The sequence below is a fragment of the Pseudoalteromonas sp. S3431 genome (genome assembly GCF_000690035.1).
In the GTDB taxonomy this organism is placed as follows: Bacteria; Pseudomonadota; Gammaproteobacteria; order Enterobacterales; family Alteromonadaceae; genus Pseudoalteromonas; species Pseudoalteromonas fuliginea.
In genome coordinates this window covers 15698-34832 of the sequence record NZ_JJNY01000031.1, presented here as the reverse complement: position 1 = coordinate 34832, position 19135 = coordinate 15698, and the positions used below count along the sequence as shown (strand labels likewise).

Annotated in this window: 14 protein-coding genes; 3 read left to right on the top strand and 11 right to left on the bottom strand. The window is 38.7% G+C overall.

What is annotated here, in order from left to right:
- Window positions 1–59: 59 nt before the first annotated feature.
- Window positions 60–314, top strand: a complete 255-nt coding sequence (locus DO88_RS19090) for a hypothetical protein (protein WP_232224794.1) — start codon at window positions 60–62, stop codon at window positions 312–314.
- Between the two features lie 22 nt (window positions 315–336).
- Here DO88_RS19090 and rluF read toward each other — a convergent pair whose 3' ends face one another.
- The 10 genes from rluF to DO88_RS11535 all read right to left on the bottom strand — a co-directional run bounded on the left by rluF (window position 337) and on the right by DO88_RS11535 (window position 15910).
- Window positions 337–1362: a 23S rRNA pseudouridine(2604) synthase RluF gene (gene rluF, locus DO88_RS11490; protein WP_033038875.1), complete on the bottom strand. Its 1026-nt coding sequence runs from the start codon at window positions 1360–1362 to the stop codon at window positions 337–339.
- Between the two features lie 86 nt (window positions 1363–1448).
- A complete protein-coding gene (locus tag DO88_RS11495; RefSeq protein ID WP_033038823.1) occupies window positions 1449–2519 on the bottom strand; it encodes a DUF418 domain-containing protein in 1071 nt (356 codons plus the stop codon).
- Window positions 2520–2549: 30 nt separating this feature from the next.
- Window positions 2550–3764, bottom strand: coding sequence for an EAL and HDOD domain-containing protein (locus DO88_RS11500; protein WP_007376348.1), 1215 nt, complete (start codon window positions 3762–3764; stop codon window positions 2550–2552).
- Window positions 3765–3854: 90 nt separating this feature from the next.
- On the bottom strand, window positions 3855–5390 hold the full coding sequence (locus DO88_RS11505; protein ID WP_033038822.1) for a glycogen synthase: 1536 nt from the start codon (window positions 5388–5390) through the stop codon (window positions 3855–3857).
- Between the two features lie 86 nt (window positions 5391–5476).
- Window positions 5477–6778: a glucose-1-phosphate adenylyltransferase gene (gene glgC / locus DO88_RS11510; protein WP_007376350.1), complete on the bottom strand. Its 1302-nt coding sequence runs from the start codon at window positions 6776–6778 to the stop codon at window positions 5477–5479.
- 14 nt (window positions 6779–6792) lie between these two features.
- Window positions 6793–9330 carry a glycogen/starch/alpha-glucan phosphorylase gene (locus DO88_RS11515; protein WP_033038820.1) on the bottom strand — a complete coding sequence of 846 codons (2538 nt, stop codon included), beginning with the start codon at window positions 9328–9330 and terminating at the stop codon, window positions 6793–6795.
- Window positions 9323–11386 carry a glycogen debranching protein GlgX gene (gene glgX / locus DO88_RS11520; RefSeq protein WP_033038817.1) on the bottom strand — a complete coding sequence of 688 codons (2064 nt, stop codon included), beginning with the start codon at window positions 11384–11386 and terminating at the stop codon, window positions 9323–9325. The genes DO88_RS11515 and glgX overlap by 8 nt, the downstream gene beginning before the upstream one ends.
- The gene (glgB, locus tag DO88_RS11525) at window positions 11379–13607 is read right to left on the bottom strand and encodes a 1,4-alpha-glucan branching protein GlgB (protein ID WP_033038814.1); all 2229 of its coding nucleotides are present in this window, start codon (window positions 13605–13607) and stop codon (window positions 11379–11381) included. Before glgB ends, glgX begins: the two co-directional genes overlap by 8 nt.
- A complete protein-coding gene (malQ, locus tag DO88_RS11530; RefSeq protein ID WP_033038812.1) occupies window positions 13607–15598 on the bottom strand; it encodes a 4-alpha-glucanotransferase in 1992 nt (663 codons plus the stop codon). The genes glgB and malQ overlap by 1 nt, the downstream gene beginning before the upstream one ends.
- Window positions 15599–15607: 9 nt before the next feature.
- Window positions 15608–15910 (bottom strand): isoamylase early set domain-containing protein, encoded by a 303-nt coding sequence (locus DO88_RS11535; RefSeq protein WP_007376355.1) that lies wholly within the window; start codon window positions 15908–15910, stop codon window positions 15608–15610.
- A gap of 391 nt (window positions 15911–16301) precedes the next feature.
- Between DO88_RS11535 and DO88_RS11540 the strand changes: the two genes are divergently transcribed.
- Entirely contained in the window at window positions 16302–17246 is a 945-nt protein-coding gene (locus tag DO88_RS11540) for a hypothetical protein (protein WP_033030158.1), read from the top strand.
- 31 nt (window positions 17247–17277) lie between these two features.
- Here DO88_RS11540 and DO88_RS11545 read toward each other — a convergent pair whose 3' ends face one another.
- Entirely contained in the window at window positions 17278–17706 is a 429-nt protein-coding gene (locus DO88_RS11545) for an Lrp/AsnC family transcriptional regulator (RefSeq protein WP_007376357.1), read from the bottom strand.
- A 197-nt stretch (window positions 17707–17903) separates the two neighbouring features.
- Between DO88_RS11545 and DO88_RS11550 the strand changes: the two genes are divergently transcribed.
- Window positions 17904–19109, top strand: coding sequence for an aspartate aminotransferase family protein (locus DO88_RS11550; protein ID WP_033038810.1), 1206 nt, complete (start codon window positions 17904–17906; stop codon window positions 19107–19109).
- Window positions 19110–19135 lie beyond the last annotated feature (26 nt).

Genomic DNA, 19135 nt, shown 5'->3' with positions numbered 1-19135 from the left:
TACCAATGTTTTTGCCTATTTTAATTTACTTATGGTTATGGACGTCAGTTTGTATTTCTGTGAAATTATGGGCCAATAAACACAGCCATAATATATGGCAGCAAGAGCATCAATTACTTGAGGTAGGTAGTTGCCCAACTGATTATGAGTACAGTTGTGCAACGCTAACTGTGCTTAGTTTACAGAACTACAGAAAATACACTTTTAGATGGTATTTAGATAAGAATAGATTGGTGACTTTGCAAAATAACAATATAAATTTAGTGGGCGTTACAAGCCCACTTGGCAATATAGTACAAGAAATACAGTGGTAGTAGAATACCACTTAGCTGCAGATTATTTTTTTAAGCTAAGGGTACGCCCCGAGCTAGGTTTTGACTGTGACGACTTATTCTCTTTAATACTTTTTGGCTTACCAACATACGTGGTAGAACGCTTTTGATAAGGTGCTTTACTGCGCTCATTTTTGCGCTCGCCATTAGCATTACTGCGCTCAGAGTTGCGATTTGAACTTCGCTCAGTACTACGCTCGCCACTTTGTTCGCCTTTATTAAAACGGCGAGGGTTTTCACCCTGAAAATCACGTTTTTTGGGAGCCGACGGCGTATTATTTTCTGATTGTTTGTTAGCATCAAGCGAATGCTCTTGGGTTTTACCTGAGTCAGAAATCGAGTCGTTTATTTGCGCCATTTCAGTATCAGACAAATGACGCCACTGCCCTACCTTTAAACCTTTTAGTGTTACGTTCATTATACGAGTGCGCTTTAACGTAACCACTTCGTAACCTAAATATTCACACATGCGGCGTATTTGGCGGTTTAAACCTTGGGTAAGTACTATTTTAAATTCTTTAGGGCCACTTTGCGTGACTTTACATTCTTTAGTGACGGTATCTAAAATAGGCACGCCATTGGCCATTTTTGCAACAAACTGACGATTAAGCGGTTTATCCACCGTAACAACGTATTCTTTTTCGTGATTATTGCCCGCACGCAAAATTTTATTAACGATGTCACCTTCGTTAGTTAAAAATATAAGCCCTTCAGACGGTCTATCTAAGCGCCCTATTGGAAATATACGCGTAGGATAATTTACCGCGCGAATAATATTACTTTGAATTTTACTTTCGGTAGTACACGTAATACCAACGGGTTTGTTGTAAGCGATATAAACGCGCTTTGGTGTGGCTTTAAGTGGCTTGCCATCAATTAATACAACATCGGTAGCGGCTACTTTTACGCCCATTTCTGGAGAGTAGCCATTAACGCTGACACGACCCTGCTCAATATATTTATCGGCTTCGCGGCGTGAACAAAATCCTGTTTCACTAATAAATTTATTTAAACGTTTTAATTCGGTCATGGCACTTATAGCGTAGTAATTTTTAAGGCGAGTAGTGTAAACCACCCACACTATTTTTTCGCCCCTAATTTAGAATTTATAGGTGTTTAAGCATTAATTTTTGCTTTCGTTAATTTACGCCATACAAATTCAAGTGGGCCTTGGTTAAAATAGCGGCTGTATATAAAGGTAAATATGAGCTGCAGTACAACTAATGCCGTTGCCAGCACCCAGTAATCAATACGATCAAAACCGAGTACCCAGTGTGTAAACAGCACTTTATATAACAATAGTTGCATGAGTGTTTGGCTAATATACAAGGTAAATGCTAAGCGCCCTGTTTGCTGAATAAGCTTGCCAACGTGTGCGCTGTTATTGCAAAATTTAACAATAAAATGAATATACAGCGTCGCCATTCCAAGTGCCGCAAACATATTTATTAACTCTTGTATGGCATACATAAAGCCACTACTGTATTGCGAGGTATAGAGCCTAAACGCACTCAAAGTAGCGGTTGCAATAACGATTATTGCTAGCTGTTTTGTGCTTAAGCCTTCGCTAAATACTCCCTGTTTATACAAGTAAATACCAATGAGCATAATCCCTGCACACATCCACAAGGTCATTATGGGCACTATAAATACCATTAATGCATTCATACCGAAATTAGAAATAAAATAATCAAAATAATGTGGGCTATATAAAGAAATAAAATCTTGAGAGTCGCGATAAATAATATCCACAGGTGCACTATACATAACCAGCCCAGTGGTGATGCCACACAGTAAAATAAATGCAAGACCTCGCCTCAAAAGTAACGCATTATCGCTTTGTAGGTATTTCAGAGTAAACCAACCTGAAATGCCATAAACAAATAAAATATCACCAGCCCAAAGTAAAAACCCATGCGCTAAACCAAACAGTATTAACCAGTAAAGCCTACTTTTTAACTGCACATCAGACTTATAACGTTGCCATTGAATATAAAGCCCAGCCCCAAACAGCAAACTAAACAGCGTTCTAAAACGACCGTCTACAAATAAGGTACTAAAAATATAAATAATAGAGTCACTAACAGGGGCATTACTGTGCGCAATGTAGCCTAATTCAAAAACACCAAAAGCATAGCTATTCATGTAAACTAAGCCCAGTACAGCTATGCCACGAATGAAGTCCATATTGTAATTGCGCATTAAAGCTAGTGTCCGTTAAATATTGTTCTTATAGCTGTCGGCCCAATTGACCGACTGCTGGTAGAGTGCAGGCAGTATAGCATTGTCTATATTCAACAAAAGCCCAGCTTGCTCTAACGCCCACCAGCTTCCAGTTTCGTATGCTCTAACAACATTTAAAATATAGTAAAGGTTATTTTTATCATTTAATAATGCAGCTTTTATCTCATCTGGAAAAGGCAGCTTTTCAACGAGTAAGCTCATCGGTTGATCAAGTATTGCATCAAGCAATGAAAATAAACCGGTTAAAAAAGCCTCTCCAGTTTGGCTCTTTGCTACATTTTTTGCTAAAAGCTCACAAAAACGAGCACGAACAACGCAAACCTGCATTAGCTCAGCAGGCTTTTTTCCTGCTGTATGAGCGGTAACAATAAGGCTCACAAACTTTTTAAGACGATCATGCCCTAAATAGACAAGTGCTTGCTTTAATGACGATATTTGACTTTGTATAGGAAAAACACCACTGTTTATTAAACGCAGTAGTTTATATGCAAGGGCGGCATCTAGCTCAAACAACCCAGATATAACTTTTATATCTGGGTTTGGCTTCATTATTTCAGCATAAATAGCGACAACTAACCCATAATTATAATCGATATCGTTTTGCTTGATCATAGTGGGTTTTGCAAAAAAATAACCTTGGAAATAATCAAACCCCATATCAAAGGCTAATTTATAGTCGTCTTGAGTTTCTATTTTTTCGGCTAATATTTTTATTTGTTTATGTGCTTGCAGCTTTTTAACGATGGGTTGTATTTCGTTAAGCGGTGTCATTCTTATATCAAATTTTATTAATTTGACGAGCTTTAAAAAACGATCCCACTGTGGTTTATACACAAAATCATCGAGTGCGAGTTTATAATTACTATGAAATAAACCTCGGCATAGTTCGTAGTTATCATCGTTTGGCTCAATGGTTTCAAGTAGTTCGATTACAACATCTTGGCAAGGCAAAAAAGCGCATAAGTCGAGCTTCAATGATTCAGGACCAATATTAATGAGTGCTTTTTTACCTGATGTAATATGGCGAGTACCTAAGTTAAGTTGATTCTCCATAATAAGACGAGCGGTCGCTTGGCCTTCTGCAATATCAGGAAAATAATTTTTAGGGCTATCACGAAAAAGTAGCTCGTAAGCTACTACATTTTGACGACGATTAAATATTGCTTGCCTTGCAACAAATACAGACACATTACCTACTTCTTGTTTTTTATATCAGACCAAGTCATTAAACATTAAAGCGATACAATTGTCACTGAACTTTGCAAAGCACGTAATAATTTACCTATATAAGATTGTTATATAAGCAGTTGCGATTTGCGTCCATGAAAAACGGGCTTGCTCAGCACCCTTTTTTACTTTATGCCACTTTTGAGGTTCTTGCTTTTTAATTGAGAGTGTTTCGTCTAAACAGGTGATTAAATTACTAGTTTGCATGGCTAATGTGTCGCCACTAAAACTAAAACCATTTTCATTATGCTGAACGGTGTCTTTTAATCCGCCAACACTATGCACCAAGCAAGGCTGTCCCGCTCGCATTGCCAGCATTTGACTTATACCACATGGCTCAAACGAACTTGGCATTAAGAACAAATCACCTAGTTGATACATTAAATCACCAACACCTTGACCATAACCTTGCAAAAATAAAAGGTTAGAATTGCGTGCCATCGCTTTAGTAAAAAGACTTTCAAGCTCTTTGTCACCCGAACCTAAAACAATGAATCGACCACCGTATTTATTAACTAGTTGGCAAACGTTATCAATCGCTAAAGTACCGTTCACCTGCTGGCACAACAACAAGACTTTTTGCTCTGTAAGTCGGCCTACACTTGTTACTAATGGGCCATTATTTGCTGCTGCTTTGAATTGCTGTAGTCGCTGGTGCGCAATATAATAACCACTTTGAAGCTGCTTATGGTTACTCATCCAGCTAAATAAAGTGTTCTCTATTTTTTTATATAAAGTATTTAGGTCTGCATTTTCATTTGTTAACTTAGGATACTCACAGCCATTTAAAATACCAACCAGTTTGCCTTGTTCTGCCGCATTTTGCAGATCTTGCTCAAGCCCTTCGCCGCCAAAAAAACCATGTTCATAATTACTTGGTTTAAGTACTTCTTGGCTATAGGTTGGTGATACAACATGTACTTTATCGCATAGGTTAATGGCACTGCGCATTGGGTTAAAACAATGCGGATAACGTGGATCACATAAATGTTGACCGTTATAACTAAGCGAAGGAAACCATGCTTCTAGACTCGAGTCATCGTGCTTAAAAGGCCTTATTCCCTGCAGCGCTATGTTATGTACAGTGTAGGCTATATGTATGTTATTTAGTGCGCTATAACGTGGCTCAAATTTAATTAAAACGGCAACACACGCGCTGTGCCAATCATGCAAATGTAATGCATTAGGGCGTGTAAGTACCCCTTGTAATAATGCCTCACAAACTGCGGCATTAAATAAAGCAAACTTGGTTGCATCCGTGGCAAATGGCCTACCGGGTGCATCGTTGCAGTAAACAGTGCCTGATTCACTAAACAATGGGTGGCTAATAACAATTTGGCTGACATTACTTTGCGTTTGTCGTACTTTAAAAAGTGTTAAAACATGTGGCTGTGCATTAAAAGCAACCGTTACTTCACCGAGATAAATACGCTCAATAAACGCAAAGCCGTAATCAGGAATAACAACATCTACAGTTACACCTTGCTCTGCCAACGCCTTTGGTGCATCACGCACTACATCAGCTACTCCACCTACTTTAGCGCCTGGTAACGCGTCGTTCTCTGCTGCAACCATTAATACATGCATTAATTTACTACTTCCTTTAACCTAATGAGCCTGCTCAATAAAGAGCAAGCCTTGTTGTCATGCTTAAAATTAGTTAGCTAGTTTATTTAAGCTAACTTTTTATTTTCATTTGCTTGGCGCGCAAGCTTTTTTGCAAGCTCAGTGAGCATATCACGGGTCACGAGTACGATGCCTTTTTTAGACACCCTAAAGCCATTGTCTTCATCTGTCTTACGATCAAAACCAATTTCTAGTCCTGCTGGTATCTCACAGCTTCTATCTATTATCGCCCGCTTAATTTTGCAGCCTCTATTTATAATTGCACCAGGCAATATAACTGACTGCTCTATCTCGCAAAATGAACGAATATGTACATTTGAAAACAATAAAGACTTTCTAACAGCAGAGCCCGAAATAATACAACCACCAGAAACTGTTGAGTCTAAGGCCATTCCGCGCCTATCATCGTCATCAAAAATAAACTTAGCGGGCGGTAGTTGTTCCTGATAGGTCCAAATTGGCCACGTCGGATCGTATAAATCAAGTTGCGGCTCAGGCATTACCAGTTCCATATTAGCTTCCCAGAATGAATCTAGCGTACCTACATCACGCCAATAAGGTTGCCCTTCTTGGTTTGGATCTCTAAATGGGAAGGCAAATACGTTATGCTCTTCTATTATCGCTGGAATAATATCGTGGCCAAAATCGCGACCAGAGCCTTCATTTTCAGCATCTTTTTTGAGCTGTTCGAACAAAAATTCGGTGTTAAATACGTAATTGCCCATTGAAGCTAAACACGTACCTGGCTTACCAGGTACTGAACTTGGCATTGCAGGCTTTTCGTCAAAACGGCAAACACGATTTTCCTCATTAACGGTCATTACACCAAAGGTATCGGCGGCTTCTTCTACGGGTACTTCGATGCAACAAACAGTCATGTCGGCGCCATTTTCTACGTGCTTAGCTAAAAGAGCACCGTAATCCATACGGTACACATGATCGCCCGATAAAATCATCACATATTTTGGTAATTCATGACGAATAATATCTATATTTTGAAAAACAGCATCGGCGGTTCCACAATACCAATCATCGCCTTGACGCTGCGATGCGGGTAGAATTTCAACCGACTCTCCCAATTCCTTTTTAAAATGCCCCCAAGCACGGTTAACGTGCCTAATAAGTGAATGAGACTTATATTGTGTAGCAATACCAACGCGCCTAACGCCTGAGTTAATACAGTTAGATAACGGAAAGTCGATTATTCGATGTTTACCACCAAAGTAAACCGCAGGCTTTGCTCGCCAGTCAGTCAGTTCATGCAGGCGTGAACCGCGACCTCCAGCCAGTATTAGTGCGTAAGTTTCTCTGGTTAGGCTGCTTATATAACGATTTTCGTAGTTGGGCATAATACTCTCTCCATTTAGTTTTTGCTGTTAGTGGTATGACTTTTAGTTGTCGTTAAGTCTGTTGCACTAATGTTGAGGGGTTCTAAATGCCAAATGTCGTCACTGTATTGGCTTATGGTTCTATCACTTGAAAACATGCCACTGGCTGCTGTATTTAAAATACTCATTTGTGTCCAGTAGGCTTGATCAGTGTAGGTCTTATCTACTTGTTTTTGAGCATCAACATAGCTTTCAAAATCATGCGCGACCAACCAAGGATCGTTCGGGCTCTTAATCGCATTGATCACGTCATCAAATAAGCATGGTTCGAATAAATTAAAATGGCCACTTTCTAAAAGCTGCATTACGTTTGCCAAGTCACTATTTTGTGAAATTAAATGCTCTGGATTATAACGTGATTTAATATCATCAATTTGATGTGCTTGAGCACCAAACAAAAAGAAATTATCAGCACCCACGGCATCTCTAATTTCAATATTTGCGCCATCAAGTGTACCTATCGTCAATGCACCATTCATCATGAACTTCATGTTACCTGTACCTGATGCTTCTTTACCTGCGGTAGACACTTGCTCTGACAAATCGGTTGCAGGGCAAATAACTTCCATTGCTGTTACGTTATAATTTGGTAAAAATGCTACGCGTAAATACGGTGCTGCTAATGGATCTTTATTAATAACCTCAGCCACATTGTTGATTAGCTTAATAATTTTTTTAGCCATGTAATAGCCTGGCGCTGCTTTACCACCGAGTAATACACAACGCGGAACAAGCCCTTGCGTATCACCGCGACGAATACGGTCATATAGATGAATTACATGCAACACATTAAGTAGTTGGCGTTTGTATTCATGAATTCGCTTAACTTGTACGTCAAACATCATCGATACATCGAACTCAACACCGCAACGCGCTTTGACTAAATCAACAAGGCGTTGTTTGTTTTCGCGTTTAGCTGATTGCCACTGAATATGAAAGGTTTGGTCATCAAAAAATCGACGTAGTTGACTAATTTGACTAAAATCGCCTACCCAATCGTTACCAATTTTTTCGCTAATTAATTTGCTTAGAATAGGGTTGCAGTGAGCAAGCCAACGACGTGGTGTTACGCCATTTGTTTTGTTATTAAACTTATCTGGCCACAGTGCATAAAACTCTTTAAACAAGCCTGCTTTTAGTAACTCAGTATGCAGTGCCGCGACTCCATTTACGGAGTAACTACCGACTATTGCTAAATAAGCCATACGAATTTGCGGCTCATCACCTTCTTCAATAAGCGATAGCGCTCGCTGTTTGTTAACATCCCCTGGCCACTGCTGTGCAACTTGGGCTAAAAAACGTGCATTTATCTCGTAAACTATTTCTAAAATACGCGGTAATAACCTTGCAAACAAAGATACTGACCACTTTTCAAGTGCCTCAGGAAGTAAGGTATGATTTGTATAGGCCATTGTTTTAGTAGTAATTTTCCAAGCATCTTCCCAATCAAGTTCGTAGTCATCCATTAAAATACGCATCAGCTCTGCAACAGCAATACTTGGGTGCGTGTCGTTTAATTGAAACACATGAAAATCAGAAAAATCAGAAAAACTCTCACCGTGTTGTGCAACCCATTGATCAACAATGTCTTGAATACTCGCAGACGATAAAAAATACTGTTGGCGTAACCTAAGTTCTTTACCATTTTCGCTACTGTCGTTTGGGTAAAGCACCATAGTAATTTGTTCAGCTAGATTTTTTTGTGCTACAGCTTCTGAGTAACTACCAGCATTAAACTCAGTTAGATTAAATTCATCTGTCGCTTCTGACTTCCACAGACGAAGTGTATTAACAATATTATTTTTATAGCCAGGAATTGGTACATCATAAGGCACAGCTAATACATCGTGCGAACTCATCCATTGACGATGCTCTCGGCCATATTTATCTGTATAGCTTTGCACATAGCCACTAAACTTAACGCGCTTTGCATGCTCTGGAGCACTCAGTTCCCATGGATGTCCTTCACGAAGCCAGTTGTCGGGTTGTTCTATTTGATTTCCGTCATTTATAGACTGATTAAACATACCGTATTCGTAACGAAGGCCATACCCAATGACAGGCAGGGCCAAACTTGCACAGCTATCTAAAAAACAGGCCGCTAAACGCCCTAAACCACCATTACCTAGCCCTGCATCATGTTCGGCATCTTCAAGCGTTTCGATTGTTGTACAATATTCTTGTAATGCAGAAGCAACTTGATCATCTAAATCTAAATTTAAAATAGCGTTACCCAGTGCTCGTCCCATTAAAAACTCAAGAGAAAGATAAGCCGTTTTACGGCGCTTTTGCTGTCTAATTTGTTGATTGGTTTCTCTGCAACGAGCAACAAGTCGATCGCGAATAGTGAGCGCTAATGCATGATATAAATATAACTGTGATTCACCGACCTTATCTCGGCCGAGGGTGTAATAAAAGTGACGTGTTAAATCATCTTTTAACGTACTTTCATCAATAACAGGGCCTTCTTGCCAACCCTTTACTACACACACTTGTTCATCTTGCTTAGCCATGACCTACTTCCTCTAAATTTGAACTGAAAACCCAGCTACTTTGTGCAGAAATTTCAACCATCGCATCGTTGTTACTACTTACAGATGCATTATTTACACTTGATAAAACCATTTGCCAAGGCGCACTTATTGGAGATTGCGGCAATTGGCAGGACATTACTTTTTTACTCGCATTAAAAATTATTAAAAGTGCATGTTTATTTTGCTTATCGAGCAAGCTGTACATTAAAAACTGACGCGTATTTTCATGCCAATGCGCGTCAGTCATAGTTACACCTTCTTCGGTAAACCACCTAACTGTAAAGCGCTCATCAATATCATCTAAAAACACACTGTGTTTAAACGCACTGTGGGCACGTCTGATTTTTAGTGCATCGTCTATAAAACGAGTCAATGTATGATTTAATTGTGAGTCTTTCCATGCAAGCCAACTGGTACGATTATTTTGGCAATAAGCATTATTATTTCCCCCTTGCGAATGCGCTATTTCACTCCCAGATGAGAGCATAGGAACTCCTTTGGACAAAATAAGTGTAAGCAAAAAGTTTTTTTGCTGTTGCAAGCGGAGCGCTGTTATTTTGGGATCATTTGTAAATCCCTCTACACCACAATTAAAAGAATGATTAGCACTGTGACCATCTCGATTTTGCTCACCATTTGCCTCATTGTGTTTTTCTTCGTAACTAACTAAGTCAGCAAGCGTAAAGCCGTCGTGACTCGTTATAAAATTTATACTATTGAGAGGACCGCGCTCACTGTGCTCGAAAATATCAAATGAGCCATGTAAACGTTTGGCAACGGTGGCAATAATGCCTTCTTCACTTTTCCAAAAACGCTTTATTACATCACGATATTGGTCGTTCCATTCACGCCAAGGTGCCGGAAAAGCACCTAACTGATAGCCACCAGGGCCTATATCCCACGGTTCACTAATAAGCTTTACTTTGTTTAAAATAGGATCTTGGGCAACCGCTTGTAAGAAAGTATGAGAAGCGCTAAACCCAGATTGAGAACGCCCTAAAATAGTCGCCAAATCAAACCTGAAGCCATCAACTCCCATTACTTCAACCCAATAACGAAGACTATCGAGTACAAGTTGTAATACACGAGGGTGGTCAATATTAATCGTGTTACCGCATCCAGTATCGTTTATATATAAATCTGGTCGATCGCTTACAGTGCGGTAATAAGCTAAGTTATCAAAGCCTCTAAGTGACAATATTGGGCCATCATTACCGGCCTCTGCGGTATGGTTGTAAACAACGTCGATAATAACTTCAATGTCGGCCGCATGAAGCTCTCGCACCATTTGCTTAAACTCATTTATATCGTCTTTAACCAAGTAGTCATTATGAGGTGTAAAAAAGTTAAGCGTGTTGTAACCCCAATAGTTTTGCAGCCCTTTACCCGTTAAAAATTGTTCACTAATAAATGAATGAACAGGTAAAAGTTCCACAGCTGTAATACCAAAGCTCTGTAAGTGTTCAATAAAACTGGGATGACTTAGTCCTAAAAATTTCCCTTGTAGGTACTTAGGAATTTCGGGATGACGGCACGTTGCTCCTTTCACATGGCATTCGTATATAACCGTATTTGACCATCTATGGTTTGGCTTTTTATGCGCGTACAACACAGGTGCCGCTACTTTTGACTTAGGTATATCAATCGCATTATTTACGGTGCTTTTAGTGCCGATTGGCATTTGCCCATAATGACGCTCACTCCAAGTAAACTCACCAAATAAGTCTTTTGCGTAAGGGTCTATTAATAGTTTGTTTTCGTTAAATAATTGACCGTGCTTAGGGTTATATTCACCCTCTACTCTAAAGCCATACAAAGCACCTGTATTTAAAGGAAATATATGAATACTCCAAATGCCGCCTTCGTTAATGCTCATTGCCACCTTTAATATTTCTGAATGGCCACTTTTGTCAAATAAACATAAATAAGCTTGAGTTGCTTTTGGCGCATAAAGTGCAAAATTTACACCGCCGTCAGTAACACTTGAACCTAAGGGTTCAACTTGGCCGTGAGTGACTTCAAATTGATTACTCATCTTCGACCTTTTGTAAATAAATAGTAGTTAAACCACCAATGGCAATAGAAATGCTTTGAGCGAACCCATGATTAGGGCTGTCGAAGGTAGTAACTATCTTTGATTCGTTTTGTGTAACGTCTATCCCTGAGCCAAAATAATCGGTTTCATCTGTATTTAAAATTACTTTATAGCGGCCTTTATTTGGCACACCAATGACGTAATTTTGATAAGACTCTGGAGTGAAATTAGCTATAACAACCACTAAATTTCGTGCATTTTTGGCATACCTTACAAAACTTAAAATACTTTGATCGTTATTGTTGTTATCTATCCAATCAAAGCCTGCTGCACTTGTGTCAAGTTCGTACAAAGCAGGTTGGTTTTTATATACATGATTGAGTGTTTTAATTGTTTGTTTTATACCATTGTGACTTTGATGCTCTAATAAGTGCCAATCAAGCGAATGATCGTGGCCCCACTCAGTGCGCTGAGCTATTTCACAACCCATAAACAATAATTTTTTACCTGGATGCGCCCACATAAACGCATAATAAGCTCGAAGGTTTGCGAACTTTTGCCAATCATCCCCTGGCATTTTTTCAATAAGTGAGCCTTTGCCATGCACTACTTCGTCGTGACTCAATGGCAGTATGAAGTTCTCACTAAAGGCGTATACCATCGAAAAGGTTATTTCGTGATGGTGGTGCTGTTTGTAAAGCGGATCGCGTTGCATATAGTGCAAACTATCGTTCATCCAGCCCATATTCCATTTATAGCCAAACCCTAAACCGTTATGCTCAACACTTTGTGTAACACCTGGCCATGCAGTTGATTCTTCGGCTACCATCATGATGCCAGGGTTGTTTTTATAACTTCGTAAATTAACCTGCTTTAGGCACTCGATTGCACCAAGGTTCTCACGTCCACCATAACAATTAGGGATCCATTCACCTTCTTTACGGCTGTAATCTAAATACAACATTGAAGCCACTGCATCTACTCGTAAACCATCAAGCCCAAATTGGTGTAACCAATACATTGCATTAGAAATCAAAAAGCTTTTAACTTCAGGGCGATCGTAATTATAAATATAGGTATTCCAATCGGGATGAAAACCTTGACGCATATCGGCATGTTCGTACAAATGAGTGCCATCAAAACGATGCAAACCATGCGGATCACTTGGAAAATGCCCAGGTACCCAGTCGAGTAAAATACCTAAATTTGCTTTATGGCATTGCTCTACAAAATATTTAAAACTGTTATAGTCACCAAAACGGCTAGTAGGTGCAAATAAACCAACGGGTTGATAGCCCCACGAGCCATCAAACGGGTATTCACTGATAGGCATAAGCTGTAGGTGGGTGAAATTCATTTCAAGTGCATAGCTAACTAGCTTGTCAGCAAGCTCTACGTAACTTAAATAACGATTATTTTCAGCGCGTTGCCATGAGCCTAAATGCACTTCATAAATACTAATTGGTGCATCAATATGGTTACGCTTTTGTCTATTTTTTAAGGCCTGTTCATCAAGAATTATAGGTTCTGGTTTGTATTGCAATACACTGGCAGTACCGGGGGCTTGCTGCATTTTAAACGCATATGGGTCTGCTTTTTCAAACACGTCTCCACTTTGTGCGGTAATTGCAAATTTATAGCACATGTCAGCTTTAAGGCCTGGTATAAATAATTCCCATACACCACTTGCAGGATGAAAGCGCATAAAGTGACGATTAGCTTGCCAAAAATTAAATTCACCAATAATTGATACACTTGCTGCATTTGGCGCCCACACACAAAAACGCACCCCCTCTACATTTTGTTGAGTGCTAAAATGTGCACCAAAGTGTGAGTATGCATGCTCTAAACTACCTTCGTTAAATAAGTACATTGCCTGTGTATCGAGCGCAGTGTCAAAACTGTATTCATCGTAAAACGTAACGGCTGTATTTGTGTATTCAACATCACATTGATATGGCGCGCTTGGCAATGTTTTTAGCTTTGCAATAAACAAATCACTTTGCTTGTATCGCAGCGCTTTTATTTTTTTACCGCCAAGGTTAATTACAACATTCAACGCAGTGGGTAAGTAAAGTCGTAACTCTGTGTCTGTGTTTGTTAGTTTATGTGCCCCAAGAAAGCTAAACGGGTCTTTAAAACGACCTGCGCTTAACGCTTGTACTTGATCATCATAACTATTAAAAGAAGATCCAATATTATCTACTGCTGAGCTACTCATTAACCTTTCCTTATTGAATCTATTGCAGCTAACAAAGAGGCATTTTTACTAAAAATCTCTTCGCAAGTGTGTGTTAAAACACGCCGCCAATTGGGATACTCGGTATCAGTTCCTGGAATATTCACACTGTAAAGCTGCTCATCTAAATCATCTATTTGCAGCGCAAGTAATCGTGATTGCGACTTTGCTAAACATAAGGCAAGTGATTTATAAACGTCCATTGCATTAGCTTGTAGGTTAAGTTCATTTGTTTGATTGGCATTAATAAAGCGCAATAATCGCTCTTGCTCTTCAATACGTTGGTGGGTTAAGTCGTTGCATTGCTGCTCGTTAATTAAACTGTATTGCTGCTTTATATCTAAATCATCGTGTTGCCACCAGCCCATAAAAGGAGGCACATCGTGATTGGCAATCATTAATAAGCAACGTGATGGTAAATCGTTAACCAATAAAAATTCATCATCGTGCTGTTTTTCAAAATAAAATAAGCTGTTAGAAAAAATACCGCTAGAGGCTAAAGCATCTCTTACCTCAGGGGGGACTACACCCAGATCTTCGCCAATAACAATACTTTGATTAATATGCGATTCAATTTTTAAAATTGCGAGTAAATGCTCAAACGGATAATAAACATAACAGCCATCTTGTTTACCATTCGTTTCAAAACACCACCATAAACGCCTAATAGCCATTACATGGTCAATTCTGAGACCACCTACATTTTGCATATTTGCGCGAATAAGTGAGCGATAAAACTCGAAGTGATTATTGCTAAGACTGCGAGGATTGAGTGCTGGAAGCCCCCAGTTTTGACCTGCTTCAGCCCATGGGTCTGGCGGGGCACCAACACTTGCCTCTTGGCTAAATAATGATTGCTGATTTTTAAATTCAGCCCCATCGCCAGCACACCCAACAGCTAAATCGTTGATTAAACCAATAGCCATTCCCAGCTCTATACAACTTTTTTGACAAAGTGCTAACTGTAAATACGCTTGCCACTGCAAATAATAGTCAAACGTTAAATTGTCTGATTCAAGGGTATTTAGCGTACTTGTATGAGTGTTACAAAATGCTGTAAACGCTTGTCGACGCTCATTACTGGCAGTTAATTCAAACTGACTATAAAGCGCTTTAAATAACGTATATTTAACACGACTTACGTTTTCGTAATTTATAAATTGCTCATTGCTTTGCATGAGAGAAATAACATCATCACTTTGCATTAAAGCATTTAGCTCTGCATTGTTATTAGCGTCGTCACATAAATCAATGGCAATATACAAAGGGTTTAGCAAAGCACGACTGTTAGGGCTATAAGGACTTGCTCGCTCTGGCATATCGGCAAATAATAAATGAAGTGGATTAAGTAAAATATAATCCATGTTTTGCGCACTACATAAATGAGTTAACGATAATAAATCGCTAAAATCTCCAACACCTAATAGCGCTTTATTTTTTAAAGTATAAAGCTGAATAGAGAGCCCTGTACGCTTTATATCATCTACTTGATATACTTGTTCAGGAACAGACCAAACCTGTGTATTTGAAAATTGCTCGCCTACTTTTATCGTTGCATCATAATATCCAGCTGGGATAAAAGGTAATTCAAGCGCAACCTCAATATATCGCACGCCATGCAAGTAATATTCACCTGTGACAGGTAAATCACGCATAGTTTGAAATGCCAAGTCAAGACCAAGCGCCTCTACTTTTATGCCTACACATAAATGCTGTTGACGCTCATCTATACGAATCTTTAAGGTATTTTCAGGCCATTCAAGCAAGCTAACACGCGGAACTAATTGCTGCCAAGTAGCTGCATCTAATTCATAGTTAAGATGCGCTATTTGATTAGCATCGTCGGTGTCAATACCACAGCACTGTAAAGCTTGCTTTCGTGTATCGTTGCTAAAAACAACCTGTTCACCAGTGTATTTAGTGAATTCATAACCAATGCCATGCAGGTAAAATAACTGCGAAAGAGCGTCCATTTATTGGCCTTAATTTATACGTTGCGTATTCACTATGCTATTTTCTGTGCCAAATGTATTACCAATGTAACCGTCGGCTTGGTGGTCGTTATCCCAAATATCTCCATTGATTAGATAACGAAAATGGAACTGCTGATCAATAGGAAGGCGTTGCTTACACTTAAAAACGCCCTGTTTTTTATTGAGCTTCATTGGCACTGGCTGCCAATCATTAAATTCACCTAGCAAACAGACTTGCTCTGCCTCAGGGTGAGTGAACTCAAAAGTAACTTCAGCTTCATCTTTTGTTTTAAAAAAACGTTTATTCAACATAGCAGGCTCCAACTAAACCATAAAGGGTAATTAATCTTTGCCACAGGCCATACAACTAAACAAAAAGGCGATGTGGATTCCATTCAAAATCATTAAACACGTTGTAAGTTAACCAAAACTTTATTTACGCATTATTACAGTGCAGCAATTCTTTTTTTTGCACCTAAAAAGTGCAGTTAGTATCTAAACATTCACTTTTGAAAAGCTCAATATTATAGAGCAATATTTAAACCAACTAGACGTGCCACACTTTATTTATTGTCTAAACTTTTATTAGTACCAAACATGAAATAATTCAAAAGTATTACTTAAACTTATAAAATTCTTTTGTTATGCGCTTTTATAAACGATAATAAACCGCATATTAATACTTTGAAATATCATAATTTTCATGTTGAAAAAAAGCATTCTAATAACTATAGCAATCACCTTTTTAATAATAGCCACACTTATTGGTTCTTCAATCTATACCCTTTATAGCAAAAAAGAAATCTCAGTTGATCCTAAATTAAAAGAAATATCAGGTATAGAATTTGATAAGCAAAAACGCCTATGGGCTATTAACGATGGAGGCAATGAACCCAAACTATATAGGCTCAATAAAGATGGCTCTATCGCCAAAGAAATCTTAGTTGAAAATGCCAAAAACATAGACTGGGAAGATATGACTCAAAACAAGTTTGGGCATTTTTTCCTAGGTGATTTTGGCAATAACAAAAACGACCGCAGATGGCTCACTATTTATAAAATAGAAAACCCAATAGATATAAAAACAGATATAACTCAAGCAGAAATTATAAAGTTTACCTACCCAGAAATGGATGGAAGTCCAATAAAACCCAATAATCGAAATTTTGATTTAGAAGCATTTGTCGCGCTTGGCCGTCATTTATATTTATTTACTAAAAACCGCACTGAACCGTTTGATGGTATTACTAAGGTATATAAAGTGGGCGATCACGCCGCTAACTTTAAAGCTGAGTTAATCGATTCTTTTAAAACATGTACTACATTAGAAAAACTATGTTGGATAACATCAGCAGCCTTAAGTCCAGACCGTAAAAAATTGGTATTACTTGATTCAACCAGTATTTGGTTATTTGAAAACTTTGAAGGTGATAAATTTTTCTCTGGTGATGTATCAAAAATAGACCTAGGGATTGTTACTCAAAAAGAGGCTGTTACGTTCTTTGACGACAACACCATTGTATTCACAGATGAAGAGTTTAAAGGTATTGGCGGTAATGCTTACTTTATTAAGCTTGATGAAGCAAATAAAACTGTGGTGAAAAGAGTAAAAGTGACGCCAAAAATAACCAATGCATCAACAAAGTAATCTGATGCATTGACATAATACATACTCTGGCTCATCGCTTGAATTTGGTTTCTAAAATAACAGACGATGTTGTACGCTCTACCCCATCAAGGTTGCCAATATCGTCTAGCAAATGACTAAGTTGCTCCAAATTTTGTGCTTGAACTACCGCAATTAAATCAAACTCGCCACTTATGGCATAAAGCTGTGAAATGGCATCAATTTGTTTTAGTTCTAAGTTGGTTTTAGTGGTGAGCTTTTGCTTTACTTTTATTGATACATGCGCCGATACCATTTTGTTTAAATAGTCATCTCCGTAGTCTACGCTATACCCTTTAATTACCCCGCTTTCTTCTAACTTTAACATTCTACTTTGCACTGTAGAGCGCGACAGGTTCAATAGTCTGGCAAGGTCAGAAATACTCGCGCGTGCATTTGTTTTTAGTATCGATAATAGCTTTTCGTCTTGTGGAGTTATCATAATGGTTATTTATTTCGTTATTTTGCCTTTTATTCTAACCATTTTTCACAAAATAGCACTGCAATTTTAACTGCGAACCTTCGATAATAGTGTCCTATAAAAAATAATAACGTGTTTGCTCAAGAATAACGGCTATATTCTTCTTTAATTTAGCAACTAATCTTTTATCTAAGCCCATTTAATTTAGGTGTACAAAAATGCAAGTAACTAGAGACTTATTTAACGACGTAATGGTACCAAACTATAACCCATCAGCAATTATCCCAGTTCGTGGTGAAGGTTCACGCGTTTGGGATCAAAATAACAATGAGTTCATTGATTTTGCCGGTGGTATTGCCGTTAACTGTTTGGGTCACTGTCATCCTGCATTAGTTAAAGCATTAAAAGAGCAAGGCGAAAAAATTTGGCATTTATCAAATGTTATGACCAATGAGCCAGCACTTCGTTTAGCTCAAAAAATGGTTGAAGCAACATTCGCTGATAAAGTTTACTTTGCAAACTCAGGCGCAGAAGCAAACGAAGCCGCGCTTAAGTTAGCTCGTCGTTATGCATTGGACGTATATGGCGCTGAAAAATCGCAAATTATTGCATTTAATAAAGGTTTCCATGGTCGTACATTCTTTACAGTAACTGTGGGCGGGCAAGCGGCTTATTCAGATGGCTTTGGTCCAAAACCAGCTGACATAGTACATTGTGATTTTAACGATATAGCGGCATTTGAAGCGCTGATCAGCGATAAAACATGTGCTGTTATGATGGAGCCATTACAAGGTGAAGGCGGTATTATTTCACCAACAGATAAATTTGCTAAAAAAGTACGCGAACTTTGTACTAAACATAACGCGTTACTTATTTTTGATGAAGTACAAACGGGTGTTGGTCGCACAGGCGATTTATACGCTTATGAAGGTTTAGGGGTTGTTCCTGACATTTTAACAACGGCAAAAGCATTGGGTGGTGGTTTTCCAATTGGCGCTATGATCACACGTACACCGATTGCTGAGCATTTAAAAATTGGTACTCACGGTTCTACTTATGGCGGTAATCCGCTAGCTTGTGCTGTAGCTGAAGCCGCATTTGATACTGTAAATACACCAGACGTACTAAACGGAGTTAAAGAGCGCGAGCAATTGTTCCGTGACGGATTAAACGCAATTAACAAAAAATACAACGTATTTAGCGAAGTACGCGGTAAAGGCTTATTAATTGGCGCAGTACTAAATGACAAATTTGAAGGCCGTGCACGCGACTTTTTAGTAGCCAGTGCTAATAATGGTTTAATGAACCTTGTAGCTGGCATGAATGTAATTCGCTTTACACCGTCTTTAGTTATTCCGTTTGAGGATATTAAAGAAGGCTTAGCGCGCTTTGAAAAAGCAGTTAGCGATGTAGTAAACGGTTAATATAGTTTAAATTAGCACGCCTACAA

Excerpts from the sequence above, each read along its gene's own strand:
- rluF (WP_033038875.1), bottom strand. The coding sequence starts at position 1,362 with ATGACCGAATTAAAACGTTTAAATAAATTTATTAGTGAAACAGGATTT.
- DO88_RS11495 (WP_033038823.1), bottom strand. The coding sequence starts at position 2,519 with ATGGACTTCATTCGTGGCATAGCTGTACTGGGCTTAGTTTACATGAAT.
- DO88_RS11505 (WP_033038822.1), bottom strand. The coding sequence starts at position 5,390 with ATGCATGTATTAATGGTTGCAGCAGAGAACGACGCGTTACCAGGCGCT.
- glgC (WP_007376350.1), bottom strand. The coding sequence starts at position 6,778 with ATGCCCAACTACGAAAATCGTTATATAAGCAGCCTAACCAGAGAAACT.
- DO88_RS11515 (WP_033038820.1), bottom strand. The coding sequence starts at position 9,330 with ATGGCTAAGCAAGATGAACAAGTGTGTGTAGTAAAGGGTTGGCAAGAA.
- glgX (WP_033038817.1), bottom strand. The coding sequence starts at position 11,386 with ATGAGTAATCAATTTGAAGTCACTCACGGCCAAGTTGAACCCTTAGGT.
- glgB (WP_033038814.1), bottom strand. The coding sequence starts at position 13,607 with ATGAGTAGCTCAGCAGTAGATAATATTGGATCTTCTTTTAATAGTTAT.
- malQ (WP_033038812.1), bottom strand. The coding sequence starts at position 15,598 with ATGGACGCTCTTTCGCAGTTATTTTACCTGCATGGCATTGGTTATGAA.
- DO88_RS11535 (WP_007376355.1), bottom strand. The coding sequence starts at position 15,910 with ATGTTGAATAAACGTTTTTTTAAAACAAAAGATGAAGCTGAAGTTACT.
- DO88_RS11540 (WP_033030158.1), top strand. The coding sequence starts at position 16,302 with ATGTTGAAAAAAAGCATTCTAATAACTATAGCAATCACCTTTTTAATA.
- DO88_RS11545 (WP_007376357.1), bottom strand. The coding sequence starts at position 17,706 with ATGATAACTCCACAAGACGAAAAGCTATTATCGATACTAAAAACAAAT.
- DO88_RS11550 (WP_033038810.1), top strand. The coding sequence starts at position 17,904 with ATGCAAGTAACTAGAGACTTATTTAACGACGTAATGGTACCAAACTAT.